Below are 13,720 nucleotides of genomic sequence, written 5' to 3' on the forward strand. Positions count from 1 at the left end.
CAGTTCACCTTTTCCCTAACCGGTCTAGTCGATTGCCAACACTTTAACCGGCTTCATTAAATGTTTTTTTGTTGGGTGCTGAGCATAAATTGCTAAGCACTTGCCTGCAGAATTTACCATTAAAAAGAAGGGTTCTTTTTTTAACTCTTCATCTTCCGTACACGGCAATACCGCGCCATTTTTCACTTTCTCTGCTAATGTATCACTAATTTGAAGTTTCGGCAAATGATTAAGAGCTTCTTCGATCGAATGTAGTTTCTCATTGATCGTTTCTTCTTCTACCGCCCGTTCAATATCTTCAAATGTCACACAATCTTCGAGTGAAAACTGCCCGGAACCCGTTCGCTGCAAATACGACATATGAGATGGATAGCCAAGAGCTTCTCCAATCATCACAGCAAGCGTTCGCACATATGTACCTTTGCTGCACGTTACGCGGAATTTGAAGGAAATTTGTTCTCCCTCAAATGTAGCGCGATCATCCAGCAGTTCAAAGTTATAGATATGAATGGTTCTAACTGGGCGCTCTACTTCGATTCCTTGCCTTGCATATTCATATAGTTTTTTACCTTTGACCTTTACCGCTGAATACATTGGAGGGACTTGCTGAAGTTCTCCTGTCATCGAAGACAGCACTTCTTCGATTTGAGCACGTGAAAAAGAATCCGCTACTTTCTTTTCTTCTACAACCTCTCCGGAAGAATCTTCTGTTGTTGTAGAAAACCCGAGTGTAACTTCCCCTTCATAGGTTTTAGTAGCTCCTGTTAGATATTCTACAATCTTGGTAGCTCTACCGATACAAATAGGCAATACTCCTGTAACGTCTGGGTCTAATGTGCCTGTATGCCCTACTTTTTTAGTGCGAAGCAGCTTTCGGACTTTAAACACACAGTCGTGCGAAGTCAGGCCAGCTGGTTTATGTAAAACTAAAACACCGTCCACTCATTCTTCATCTCCTTTTCATTTAAAAAAGGGTGTCTCAGAAGCAAAAACCACTTTTGAGACACCCTTTTTTGTTTCTACATTCACTGATCTTATTCGTTCTCTTGATGGTCATCGCTTTCTTTTTTTATTTCATGAAGCAATGATTCAATTCGATTACCATAATCAATTGATTCATCAAACTCAAACGTAATTTCAGGTGTTTTACGTAAGCGAATGCGCTGACCGATTTCTGAGCGGATAAATCCCTTTGCTTTCGCAAGGCCTTTTAACGTATTCTCACGCTGTTCAGCATCTCCTAAAACAGAGATATAAACTTTCGCTTGCTGTAAATCGCCTGATACTTGAACATCTGTTACAGTCACAAAACCGATGCGCGGATCCTTGATTTTACGATTTAAAATCTCGCCCATCTCTTTTTTCATTTGTTCTCCGACTCTAGTTGCTCTTATGTTCATCTGTGTCACCCCTTTTATAACCAATCAAAAGTTGTAATGGTACGTTCAATCTCTGGAAAAGAATCAATCAAGCTTAGCGCTTTTTGCAGTTCTTGTTCCGTTGTGACACGGCTAGATGAGACTGCGACAATGCTAATTTTTGTTCGTTGCCACACATCTTGAAAATCAGTTTCTGAAACCGATACGTTAAACCGCTGCTTCAAGCGCATCAAGATGCGCTGAAGCACGGCACGTTTTTCTTTAAGAGAAGCAGCATCGTAAATTAAGCATTCACACTCCACTAGTCCAATCATTTAGGATCAATTTGCTCCATTACATATGCTTCAATAATATCTCCTTCTTTAATATCATTGAAGTTTTTAATTGTAATACCACACTCATATCCTTGAGCGACTTCTTTTGCATCGTCTTTAAAGCGTTTTAGCACATCTACTTCACCTTCAAAGATAACAATTCCGTCACGGATTAAACGAATTCCACTGTTACGCGTAATTTTACCGTCTGTTACGTAACTTCCTGCGATTGTACCAACTTTTGATACTTTGAATGTTTGACGTACTTCCACTTGACCGATGATTTTTTCAGCAAACTCAGGGTCAAGCATTCCTTTCATCGCAGATTCAATTTCTTCAATTACTTTATAAATAATGCGGTGAAGACGAATATCTACGTTTTCTACGTCAGCTGTACGTTTTGCTCCAGCATCTGGACGCACGTTAAAGCCGATAACGATTGCGTTAGAAGCAGTTGCAAGAATGATATCAGATTCTGTAATTGCGCCTACACCCGTATGGATAATACGAACATTTACACCCTCTACATCAATCTTTTGAAGAGCAGCAGCCAATGCTTCTACAGAACCTTGTACGTCTGCTTTTACGATAAGGTTTAAGTCTTTCATTTCACCTTGTTTAATTTTTTCAAATAAATCATCTAAGCTTACGCGAGATTTTTCACCGCGCTGTTGTTCAAGCTGCTTTTGAGCACGAGCTTCTCCGATTTGACGAGCTGTTTTCTCATCTTCAAATACTAAGAAACGATCTCCAGCTAATGGAACTTCGTTTAAGCCAGTAATCTCAACCGGAGTAGATGGTCCTACTTCCTTCACACGGCGGCCGATATCATTTACCATTGCGCGAACGCGGCCAAACGTATTTCCGACTACGATTGGATCACCTACGCGTAGTGTACCAGTTTGAACAAGAAGCGTTGCTACAGACCCACGGCCTTTATCTAGCTGTGCTTCTACAACTGTACCTGCTGCACGACGGTTAGGATTTGCTTTTAACTCTTCTACTTCACTTACAAGTAAAATCATTTCAAGTAATTGATCGATCCCTTCACCTGAAATGGCTGAAAGCTTACAGAAGATTGTTTCTCCGCCCCACTCTTCAGCTACAAGGCCGTGCTCCATTAGTTCTTGCATAACGCGATCTGGATTTGCTGCTTCTTTATCCATTTTGTTAACCGCAACAATAATTGGCACTTCTGCCGCTTTTGCATGGTTAATCGCTTCAATTGTTTGAGGCATTACACCATCGTCTGCTGCAACAACAAGGATTGTAATATCCGTTACTTGCGCACCGCGAGCACGCATTGTTGTAAATGCAGCATGCCCTGGTGTATCAAGGAATGTAATTTTCTTTTCATCAACCACAACTTGATAAGCACCGATATGCTGCGTGATACCGCCTGCTTCTGCAGCCGTTACTTTTGTGTTACGGATAGAGTCAAGAAGCGTCGTTTTACCGTGGTCAACGTGACCCATGATTGTAACAACTGGAGGACGCACTTGAAGGTCTTTTTCGTCGTCAATAATTTCTAATGATTCAAAAGCAGTGTCATCTACTACTACTTCTTCTTCAACTTCTACACCGTATTCTCCGGCAATTAGTTCGATAGAATCTTTATCTAACTCTTGGTTAATTGTTGCCATTACACCAAGCATAAATAATTTTTTAATAATTTCAGAAGGCTCTTTGCCTAATTCTTTTGCTAACTCAGAAACCGTTAAGCTTCCGACAAACGTTACTTTTTCCGGTAACTCTTTTGCAGCTGCTGGAGCTGGTCTACCTTTTGGTGCCTGTGACTTTTGTGCCTGTGGCTTTTTGTTACCTTTATTGTTTCCTTTGTTAGCTGTTGATTTTGTATTTTTATTCAATACTTTCACCCCCATAAAATTAACCGAGCATCGTTGCTAGCTTTTTAGCAAATCCCTCGTCCATAACGGCTACCACAACTCGAGCATCTTTACCAATCGCTTGACCTAGCGTGTAGCGATCGGGAACCATTCTAACCGAAACGTTGTAGTAAGAACATTTATCCGTTACTTTTTTCTTTGTGTTTTCAGACGCATCGCTTGCTAAAAGTACTAACTTTGCTTTTTGTTTCCGAACTTCTCTAACCACAAGTTCTTCTCCAGAAATCAATTTGCGTGCACGGTTTGCAAGCCCTAAAAAAGAGATCCACTGTTCATTCATTAGCGTGACTGTTTCTCCTTTTCTACAAGCGCTAGCAACTCTTCATAAACCGCTTCATCTATTGACGCGCCTAAATGTGTCGAAAGCACATTTTTCTTTTTTGCCAATAAAATTGCTTCTTTATCCTTGCTTACATAAGCTCCGCGCCCGGACTTTTTACCCGTTACATCAACTGAAACGTCGCCTTCTTTTGAACGTACAACGCGTACTAGCTCTTTTTTAGGCTTCATTTCTCCAGTGGCCACACATTTTCGCATCGGGACTTTTTTACGATTGTTCACCTTGGCTCACCTCTTATTCCATATCTTCATCTGAATCAAATGCATGTTGACTTACTAGCATATCATCGCTACTTTTTACAACCATACCTTCTTGCTCAGCTTCTGATTGACTTTTAATATCAATTTTCCAGCCTGTCAGCTTAGCGGCTAGACGTGCATTTTGTCCACGCTTACCAATTGCAAGTGACAGCTGATAGTCAGGAACGATAACAGTTGTTGCTTTTTCATTTTCATCTACAATCACATCTACTACCTTAGATGGACTTAGGGCATTGGCAACAAATTCAACTGGGTCATTTGACCAGCGAACGATGTCAATTTTTTCACCTTTTAGTTCATTCACAACAGCCTGTACGCGCTGACCTTTTGGCCCAACACAAGAGCCGACCGGATCTACTTCAGCATACTCAGAATGAACAGAGATTTTTGAACGGTCTCCAGCTTCGCGAGCTACTGATTTTAATTCAACTGTACCGTCATAGATTTCCGGAACTTCTTTTTCGAAAAGACGTTTTAAAAGACCTGGATGCGTACGTGAAACATAGATTTGTGGTCCTTTTGTTGTTTTTTCTACTTTCGTAATATACACTTTAATACGATCATGAGGTTTATACTGCTCATTTGGCATTTGCTCGCTTTGAGGAAGCAATGCTTCAATTTTGCCAAGGCTCACGTAAATGAAGCGAGAATCTTGACGCTGAACAATACCTGTCATAATATCTTCTTCACGATCGCTGAACTCTGAGTAGATAACGCCGCGCTCCGCCTCACGAACACGCTGTGTAACAACTTGTTTTGCTGTTTGAGCCGCGATGCGTCCAAAGTCTTTTGGCGTTACTTCGATTTCAACCACATCGTCTAGCTGGAAGTTAGGGTTGATTGTTTGTGCTTCTTCAACCGAAATTTCTAGACGTGGATCATATACTTCATCAACCACATCTTTGCGAGCAAACACGCGCATTGAACCTCTTTCTAAATTTAAATCAACGCGTACGTTTTGCGCTTGGTTAAAGTTGCGTTTGTAAGCAGAAATTAGCGCTGCTTCAATTGCTTCAATAATTACATCTTTGCTAATGCCTTTCTCTTTTTCAAGAATGACTAAGGCATCAAATAACTCACTGCTCATCGTTGGATAATCCCCCTTTAATATTGGCCCCTACACATTAAAATACAATCGCTAATCGAGCAAAAGCGACTTTGTCATATGGTAAAATCACCGTTTTTGTGCGTGTTTTGATACGAATAGATAATGTGACAGTTTCTCCGTCAAATGATTGTAATTCGCCTTCAAATTCTTTTGCACCTTCAATTGGTTCATATGTTTTTATGTATACATGCTTACCAATTGCACGTTCAAAATCTTTATCTTTTTTTAATGGGCGTTCCGCACCAGGCGATGATACTTCTAAAAAATAGTTATGAGGGATTGGATCTACTGCATCCATTTTCTCACTCAATTTTTCACTTACTGCTCCGCAGTCTTCGATATCCACGCCGGTATCAGAGTCGATAAACACACGTAAAAACCAATCTTTTCCTTCTTTTACGTATTCAATTTCAACAAGCTCTAAATTCATTTCCTCTAAGATAGGGGAAACCATTTCTTCCACTGTTTGTTTTACATTTTTACTCATTCTAATCCTCCCTTCGAGACATTGCATGGTATGTTTAGGTTACGCGTTTTTTATGTCTCTTATATCAAAAAAGAGTGGTTTATTTGCTATTTTTATTTTGCACTCTATAAGAGGTCTAACCTACTAGAGTGGAAATGTTGTCATTTGTGTTGCAGGATTTTAAACGTCACATAATAAATCAATCATGGTGATTGAAAATCTACAGAAAAAACGAATCATGCTAGAAGCCGATTCGTTCTCCATACTACTTACTATGACAGTAAGTTCATATCAATAAGAAAGAGCGGGTTTCCCCACTCTTTCTCGTCCGTATCCTTAGCATTTCCACAATTACTATATCATAACCGCTTATTTTATGCAAATGTTAGAAAAGAGAAAGCTGGTTCTGATCAGGTAATGATTCAAGGCATCCATGGTTGTCTAGATACTCTAAAATCGTCTTCGATACTTTGCCTCGCTGCTGCAAGTCTTCTTTCGATAAAAACTCTCCCGTTTCACGAGCTTTTACAATGTTCAGCGCTGCATTTGTGCCAAGACCAGGAATGGCATTAAACGGTGGAATTAAAGATGTGCCGTCAATTAAAAATTCGTCTGCGCTCGATTCATATAAATCTACTTTTTTAAATGAATAGCCTCGTTCGCACATTTCCAAAGAAAGCTCAAGCACCGTTAATAAGTTTTTCTCTTTAGGAGATGCATCTAAACCTTTGGCATTGATTTCTTCCATCTTCGCTCGAATGGCAGTTGATCCTTTAATCATCGTATCAATATCAAAGTCATCTGCACGAACCGTAAAGTATGCTGCGTAATAAAGAAGCGCGTGGTGCACTTTGAAATAAGCAATACGCACGGCCATCAATACATAAGCAGCCGCATGGGCTTTAGGGAACATATACTTAATCTTTTTACAAGAATCAATATACCAGTCCGGAACACCATTTTTGATCATTTCTTCTTCAAATTCAGGTGTTAGCCCTTTCCCTTTACGCACAGACTCCATAATTTTAAAAGCAAGTGAAGGTTCAAGACCTTGATAAATTAGATAAACCATGATGTCATCACGACAGCCGATTACTTCACTTAAGTTGCAAATATCATTGCGAATTAGCTCCTGCGCATTACCAAGCCATACGTCCGTCCCGTGCGACAGTCCCGAGATTTGAACAAGTTCTGAAAACGTCGTTGGCTTCGTATCTTCTAACATTTGACGCACAAAGCGCGTTCCAAATTCAGGTATGCCAAGCGTTCCTGTTTTACACATAATTTGTTCTTCTGTTACGCCAAGTGATTCCGTTCCACTAAAAATTTTCATCACTTCAGGATCATCCGTCGGAATTGTTTTTGGATCAATTCCACTTAAATCTTGAAGCATGCGAATCACGGTCGGATCATCGTGTCCGAGTATATCAAGTTTTAATAAATTATCATGAATCGAATGGAAGTCAAAATGAGTTGTTCTCCATTCGGAATTACGGTCGTCAGCTGGAAACTGGATGGGTGAAAAATCGAAAATATCCATATAGTCCGGTACAACAATAATTCCTCCTGGATGCTGACCAGTTGTACGTTTTACGCCCGTACATCCTGCTACTAAACGATCCACTTCTGCGTTTCGTAAATGTAAATCACGGTCACCAGCATAGCCTTTTACATAGCCATAAGCTGTTTTTTCGGCAACTGTACCGATTGTTCCCGCACGGTATACATTATCTTCTCCAAACAGTACTTTTGTATAGTTATGAGCTCGCGGCTGATACTCTCCGGAGAAGTTCAAATCGATATCGGGAACCTTGTCTCCCTTGAATCCTAAGAACGTTTCAAACGGAATATCGTGTCCATCTTTAATAAACGGTACGCCACAATCGTCGCAGCTTTTGTCCGGCAGATCGAATCCAGAACCTACGGAACCGTCATTAAAAAACTCGGATTTCTTACATTTTGGACACACATAATGCGGCGGCAGTGGGTTTACTTCTGTAATTTCCGTCATCGTCGCAACAAATGAAGACCCTACGGAACCACGTGAACCAACTAAGTAACCATCATTTAATGATTTTTTAACGAGTTTATGCGAGATCAAGTAAATAACGGCAAACCCGTGGCCGATAATACTTTTCAACTCTTTCTCTAGACGAGCTTCTACTACTTCAGGCAGCTCTTCACCGTAGATGCTGCGTGCCATCGCATAACTCATTTCACGCATTTCTTCGTCCGCACCTTCAATTTTCGGCGTATATAAATCATCTTTAATTGGTTTAATATCATCGATCATATCGGCTATTTTTTGCGTATTATGAACAACAATTTCTTTCGCTTTGTCCCCATCTAAAAATGAAAAACAATTCAGCATCTCATCCGTTGATCTAAAGTGAACATCCGGCAGCTGATGACGGTTTAAAGGATTAGCCCCGCCTTGTGAACCAATTAAAATTTTTCGGTAAATTTTGTCTTCCGGATTGAGATAGTGAACATTTCCTGTTGCTACAACCGGCTTTCCAATCTTTTCACCAAGCTTCACAATATTGCTAATAATATCTTTTAAGGCTTTCTCATCTCGCACTAAATCTAGTTCAATTAAGTGCTTGTAGTTGTCAGGAGGCTGTACTTCGATGTAATCATAAAATTCAGCTACTCCTTCTACTTCATCAATTCCTTTTTGCATCATGCCTTCGAATACTTCGCCTCGGTCACATGCGGTTCCAATCAAGATGCCTTCTCGATATTTGTCGAGCTGAGATCTTGGAATTCGCGGAACTCGATAAAAGTAATTTAAATGAGAAATCGAAACAAGTTTAAATAGATTTTTTAATCCTACGTCGGTTTGTGCTAAAAGAGTCGCATGATAAGGACGGGCCCGCTGATAGGCATTCCCTTCTCCCATATAATCATTTAAGCGATCATGCATTGTAATTTCCCGTTCAAATGCATCTTTCAGCATTTTATTTAACAAATAGCCAGTTGTTTCCGCATCATAAATCGCGCGGTGATGCTGCACAAGTTCAATATCAAACTTTTTAGCAAGAGTATTCAAACGATGGTTTTTCATATGCGGGTACAAAAATCTTCCGAGTTCAAGCGTATCAATAACGCCGTTAGCTGCTTTTTCTAAACCGATTTTTTGCAGTCCCATATTTAAAAATCCCATATCAAAGCTTGCATTATGAGCGACTAAAATACTGTCACCCATCCACTCGTGAAAATCACGAAGTACTTCTGAGATTTCAGGCGCATTTTGGACCATATCATCTGTAATACCCGTCAGCTCAATTGTTGTTGCAGACAGAGGATGATGAGGATTTGCAAACCGTTCAAATCGATCGATGATTTCTCCTTCTTTCATCTTCACGGCAGCAAGTTCAATAATGGTATCGTATACGGCTGACAAACCGGTTGTTTCGACGTCAAATACTACGTAAGTTGCTTCTGTTAAATCCACATGCTTCGGATTATAGGCAATCGGCACGCCGTCGTCTACTAAATTAACTTCCACTCCGTACAGTATTTTAATGCCGTTCTTTTTCCCGGCTCCATATGCTTCAGGAAACGACTGTGCAACCGCATGATCAGTTATCGCTACAGCCGGATGTCCCCATTTTTTAGCTTGTCCGACTAAAGCTCCAACAGATGAAACGGCATCCATTTGACTCATTGGCGTATGCAAGTGAAGCTCCACACGCTTTTCATCTTCAGGCGCTGTATCTTGTCTAGCAGGACCGGTAATCTCGTTGACATCATTTCCAATCATAACTAAATCACGGACAAATGTATCATTTTGTACACTTCCGCGAACCTTTACCCACATTCCTTTTTTAATCGCTTGAAGTAAAGGAATATCTTCTTTGTCACGTGAAAACATTTTAACCATAATAGAGTTTGTATAATCTGTCACTTTAAAAATAAGAAGCGTACGTCCGCTTCGTAATTCTCTAGTTTCTGCATCAAATACGTATCCTTCAACGGCAATTCGCTTTTCTTCATCCACAATGGAGTCTAGGCGAACCGTCTCGTCTTTAATCGTATATCCAATTGTAAGCGGACCTTTTGGTAGGTCTGGTCCATCACTTTTTTCATTTTCTTTATTTTGCATTTCTGTGATGGCTTGTAATACTTTTTCTGTATCTTCTTGTTTTCGTTGCTCTACAAACTGCTGAAATGCTTCTTCTGAATGTACAACTTCCGTCATTAGCTGAAGGTTCGGAAAGCCATAGGACGCATACTGATCAGCAATTAACTGACTGTACTTTTTACGTAAAGCCGTTCCTTCTGCATCATGTCGTGCGTTCACAATCAATTTGGCACCGTTCAATCTCGGCATTTGATCTTGTAAAAGCGACTGTAAAAGCGGGGATATTCCCTGCATTTCTCCAATACAATGCTTCCAATATGACTGTACATGCTCTTCCGTACATTCTTTATTAACGGTTTGAACAGAAAAAGAAACACTCGCAATATGAGAAAAAGCTGAAGACATGCGAGCATGGAATAACTCATAGATCTCAAAAGGTAATAACCCTTCTAAAGAAAAATGAAAATGCCATTTTTTTTGTTCTTTCTGAATGATGAGCTTTTCAATCGCTGCGTTTTCAAAATAAGGAACAATTTGATCACTCGTCAGCTCTAACTGCTGCAGCAGCAACTTAAAACGCTCTTTTTTTCCTAGCGTTTGTGCTTCCAAGTTTTCTGCCTCCTTTTATAAATGAGTGCAATCTATTTTAACATAAATGACTTCTATTCTGTCATATGTTCTGTTTATAAACATAAAAACAGCAGGGATACAAATCCCCGCTGCTTCATTACTTCGCTAGCAGTTCTTTCACTGTTGAAACAAGATTGTCAACTGACACTTCTAGTGACTCCCCAGTTTTCCGTACTTTTACTTCTACAATTCCTTCAGATGCACGTTTACCAACTGTTACTCGAACAGGAAGACCAATTAAATCTGAATCTGCAAATTTTACTCCTGCACGCTCTTGGCGGTCATCTAACAGCACTTCAAAGCGATTATCTAATAACTCATTATATAATTTCTCACCTAGTTCACGCTGTTCATCATTTTTCACGTTAACTGGAATAACGTGCACTTGATAAGGCGTAACAGCCTCTGGCCATAGAAGACCGTTTTCATCATTGAATTGTTCTGCAATCGCAGCTACTGTACGAGAAACACCGATACCATAGCAACCCATAATCATTGGCTGGCTGCGTCCGTTCTCATCTAGATACGTTGCTCCCATCGCTTCACTGTAGCGAGTTCCTAGCTTAAAGACATGTCCGACTTCAATACCTTTAGCGAACTTAATAACACCTTGTCCATCCGGTGACTGATCTCCTTCTTGGATGAAGCGGAAATCTTCGTAAGTTGCATTAAAGTTACGTTCATTCACATTTGTATAGTGATAACCTTCTTCATTTGCTCCGCATACACCGTTAACGATTGCTTTTACCGCATGATCAGCTACCACTTCTACTGAATCACTTACACCAATCGGTCCTACCGAACCAACTGCGCATTTTAATGCTTCTTTTGTTTCTTCTGGAGTTGCCAGTTCAACGACGGAAGCTTCAAAATAGTTTTTCACTTTAATATCGTTTACTTCGTGATCCCCGCGAACAAGTACAAGCACAAAACGATCATCTACTTTAAATAAAAGGGACTTGATACAAGAAGTCGCTTCAACATTTAAGAAAGCAGCTACGTCTTCAATGCTATGCTGATTTGGTGTTTCCACTTTTGTTAATTCTTTTTCAGCTTCATCTGATTTTTCATACGTATTTACAACCGGTGCCATTTCAACATTTGCTGCATAAGAAGATGTATCTGAATAAGCAATTGTATCTTCCCCGATTTCAGAAAGAACCATAAATTCATGCGTATCTTTTCCGCCCATTGCACCTGAATCAGCGATAACCGCACGGAAATTTAATCCGCAGCGCTCAAAGATGCGGCTGTAGGCAGCAAACATTTTATCATACACTTCATCTAAACTTTCTTGAGAAGCATGAAACGAATATGCATCTTTCATAATAAATTCACGACCGCGTAATAAGCCAAAGCGTGGACGTTTTTCATCGCGGAACTTCGTTTGAATTTGATATAAATTTAGCGGTAAACGTTTGTATGACTTCACTTCGTCACGAAGCAAGCTTGTGATAACTTCTTCGTGTGTTGCTCCCAAAGCAAATTCACGGCCGTGACGATCTTTCATACGCATTAACTCAGGCCCATATGAATACCAGCGGCCAGACTCTTGCCACAATTCAGCTTGTTGTAAAGCAGGCATCAATAATTCGACAGAACCTGCACGGTCCATCTCTTCACGAACAATTTGTTCAACTTTTTGCAATACACGCTTACCAAGCGGTAAAAAGCTGTACACGCCGCTTGCATTTTGGCGCATATAACCTGCGCGCAGTAGAAGCTGATGGCTTTTTATATCCGCATCAGCTGGCACTTCTCTTAATGTAGGAATCAATGTAGAACTTTGTCTCATAACCTCGCACCTCTTTGCTTACTTCTCTATCTTATTTTTTAAGGCGGACCATGCCGCAATTTTCATATAATCAGCGAGGGAATATCCCTCGCTGAGCGTATGTCTTATAAAAAGAACTTTTGAATATCGTTCCACGTTACAACGAGCATCAGCAGCATTAATAAAGCAAAACCGATAAAATGAACAATCCCTTCTTTTTGACGATCAATTGGCTTACCGCGAATTCCTTCTACAGCGAAGAATAATAGTCGTCCTCCATCTAAAGCAGGAAGTGGAAGCAAATTGACAATCCCTAAGTTAATACTTAAAACGGCTGCCCATTTCATTAGGTAATAAATGCCTGACTGTGCTACTTGATCGGTTGCTGCGTAAATACCTACAGGACCAGAAAGCATATCCAGTTTGAACTGTCCTGTCACAAGCTTCCCAAGGCCCGTTAAAATTTCTTTCATCCACGTATATGTTTCAGTAGCTCCGTGCGTGATCGAACCAATGAATGACTTTTCAACCGGTGCATATACGCCAATTAATCCAATTGTCTGTTCCCCAACCTTGCGGCTTTCAGGTGTAATTGGAATATCTAGGGTTTTGCCGCCGCGCTGAACCGTGAATGTAATTTGCTGTTCAGGATGTTTTTGAATTACTTTTACGACATCATCCCACGTTGAAACACTTTGTCCATCAATTGCTTGAACTTTATCTCCTTGTTTAAGTCCCGCATCAACGGCTACTCCATCTGATGTTAATTTGCCCATCACAGGTTTGTCAACAACATATCCTTGAGAAATCCCAAGAACGATAAAAATAACAAAGGCTAATATAAAGTTCATTAGCGGACCAGCGAAAATGGCTAGCGCACGCTGACCAAGAGTTTTGGAAGCAAACTGACGGCTGTAAGGTGCAATTTGAATGTCTTCTCCGTCCATAACAAAGTAAGATTCTTCTGCTACCTCGAATTTTTGCAGATGTTCATCTTCACCTTCTTCATAACCTGAAATAAATAGATTATGCTCTAAGTCTGCTTGCTCTACCTCAATAACTTTTGCATTTGGATGCTGTTCCTTGTTATTAATAATGACTTTATTTACTTTGCCTTCCTTATCAAACATGAGGCCCACCATTTGACCAGGCTTAACTTCAATCATTTCCGGGTCTTCTCCAGCCATTCGAACAAATCCACCTAGAGGCAGTAAGCGAATGGTATAAACTGTTTCATCTCGTTTAAATGAAAAGATTTTGGGACCAAACCCAATGGCAAACTCACGGCATAAGATGCCTGCACGCTTTGCAAAAACTAAATGACCAAGCTCATGAAAGAATACAAGAGCTCCAAAAATGACGACAAACGCAATGACTGTGTTCAATGGGTATTACCCCCTTCATGTAATAGAGTCAAACCTCCACCCACCAAAAATAAGGGAGTGGCTTCTCTCG

The 13,720-nt window shown here is 40.3% G+C and carries 10 protein-coding genes and 1 pseudogene; all 11 read right to left on the reverse strand.

What is annotated here, in order from left to right; translation table 11 throughout:
- Nucleotides 1-24: 24 nt before the first annotated feature.
- The 11 genes and pseudogenes from truB to rseP all read right to left on the reverse strand — a co-directional run bounded on the left by truB (nt 25) and on the right by rseP (nt 13,650).
- Nucleotides 25-942 (reverse strand): tRNA pseudouridine(55) synthase TruB, encoded by a 918-nt coding sequence (truB, locus tag MKX72_RS20955; protein ID WP_155007673.1) that lies wholly within the window; start codon nt 940-942, stop codon nt 25-27.
- 92 nt (nt 943-1,034) lie between these two features.
- Nucleotides 1,035-1,400 carry a 30S ribosome-binding factor RbfA gene (rbfA, locus tag MKX72_RS20960; protein WP_013058834.1) on the reverse strand — a complete coding sequence of 122 codons (366 nt, stop codon included), beginning with the start codon at nt 1,398-1,400 and terminating at the stop codon, nt 1,035-1,037.
- A gap of 14 nt (nt 1,401-1,414) precedes the next feature.
- The gene (locus MKX72_RS20965) at nt 1,415-1,693 is read right to left on the reverse strand and encodes a DUF503 domain-containing protein (protein WP_013058835.1); all 279 of its coding nucleotides are present in this window, start codon (nt 1,691-1,693) and stop codon (nt 1,415-1,417) included.
- Nucleotides 1,690-3,558 (reverse strand): annotated as a pseudogene (gene infB / locus MKX72_RS20970) (translation initiation factor IF-2); the annotation flags it as partial. The gene MKX72_RS20965 and the pseudogene infB, both read right to left, overlap by 4 nt.
- 22 nt (nt 3,559-3,580) lie before the next feature.
- A complete protein-coding gene (locus tag MKX72_RS20975; protein WP_028411400.1) occupies nt 3,581-3,880 on the reverse strand; it encodes a YlxQ family RNA-binding protein in 300 nt (99 codons plus the stop codon).
- Entirely contained in the window at nt 3,880-4,161 is a 282-nt protein-coding gene (gene rnpM / locus MKX72_RS20980) for an RNase P modulator RnpM (RefSeq protein WP_013058838.1), read from the reverse strand. The genes MKX72_RS20975 and rnpM overlap by 1 nt, the downstream gene beginning before the upstream one ends.
- Nucleotides 4,162-4,174: 13 nt before the next feature.
- Entirely contained in the window at nt 4,175-5,287 is a 1,113-nt protein-coding gene (nusA, locus tag MKX72_RS20985) for a transcription termination factor NusA (protein ID WP_028411401.1), read from the reverse strand.
- A 37-nt stretch (nt 5,288-5,324) separates the two neighbouring features.
- The gene (rimP, locus tag MKX72_RS20990) at nt 5,325-5,795 is read right to left on the reverse strand and encodes a ribosome maturation factor RimP (protein WP_028411402.1); all 471 of its coding nucleotides are present in this window, start codon (nt 5,793-5,795) and stop codon (nt 5,325-5,327) included.
- A gap of 364 nt (nt 5,796-6,159) precedes the next feature.
- A complete protein-coding gene (locus MKX72_RS20995) occupies nt 6,160-10,470 on the reverse strand; it encodes a PolC-type DNA polymerase III (protein WP_049166117.1) in 4,311 nt (1,436 codons plus the stop codon).
- A gap of 118 nt (nt 10,471-10,588) precedes the next feature.
- Nucleotides 10,589-12,286 carry a proline--tRNA ligase gene (locus MKX72_RS21000; RefSeq protein WP_028411404.1) on the reverse strand — a complete coding sequence of 566 codons (1,698 nt, stop codon included), beginning with the start codon at nt 12,284-12,286 and terminating at the stop codon, nt 10,589-10,591.
- A 104-nt stretch (nt 12,287-12,390) separates the two neighbouring features.
- On the reverse strand, nt 12,391-13,650 hold the full coding sequence (gene rseP / locus MKX72_RS21005) for an RIP metalloprotease RseP (RefSeq protein ID WP_028411405.1): 1,260 nt from the start codon (nt 13,648-13,650) through the stop codon (nt 12,391-12,393).
- Nucleotides 13,651-13,720 lie beyond the last annotated feature (70 nt).

Source organism: Priestia sp. FSL R5-0597, assembly GCF_038006305.1.
GTDB lineage: Bacteria > Bacillota > Bacilli > Bacillales > Bacillaceae_H > Priestia > Priestia zanthoxyli.

What these genes read in the sequence shown, in the direction of transcription:
- MKX72_RS21000 (WP_028411404.1), bottom strand. Translation starts at nt 12,286, where the DNA reads ATGAGACAAAGTTCTACATTGATTCCTACATTAAGAGAAGTGCCAGCT.
- nusA (WP_028411401.1), bottom strand. Translation starts at nt 5,287, where the DNA reads ATGAGCAGTGAGTTATTTGATGCCTTAGTCATTCTTGAAAAAGAGAAA.
- MKX72_RS20965 (WP_013058835.1), bottom strand. Translation starts at nt 1,693, where the DNA reads ATGATTGGACTAGTGGAGTGTGAATGCTTAATTTACGATGCTGCTTCT.
- rimP (WP_028411402.1), bottom strand. Translation starts at nt 5,795, where the DNA reads ATGAGTAAAAATGTAAAACAAACAGTGGAAGAAATGGTTTCCCCTATC.
- MKX72_RS20975 (WP_028411400.1), bottom strand. Translation starts at nt 3,880, where the DNA reads ATGAATGAACAGTGGATCTCTTTTTTAGGGCTTGCAAACCGTGCACGC.
- rbfA (WP_013058834.1), bottom strand. Translation starts at nt 1,400, where the DNA reads ATGAACATAAGAGCAACTAGAGTCGGAGAACAAATGAAAAAAGAGATG.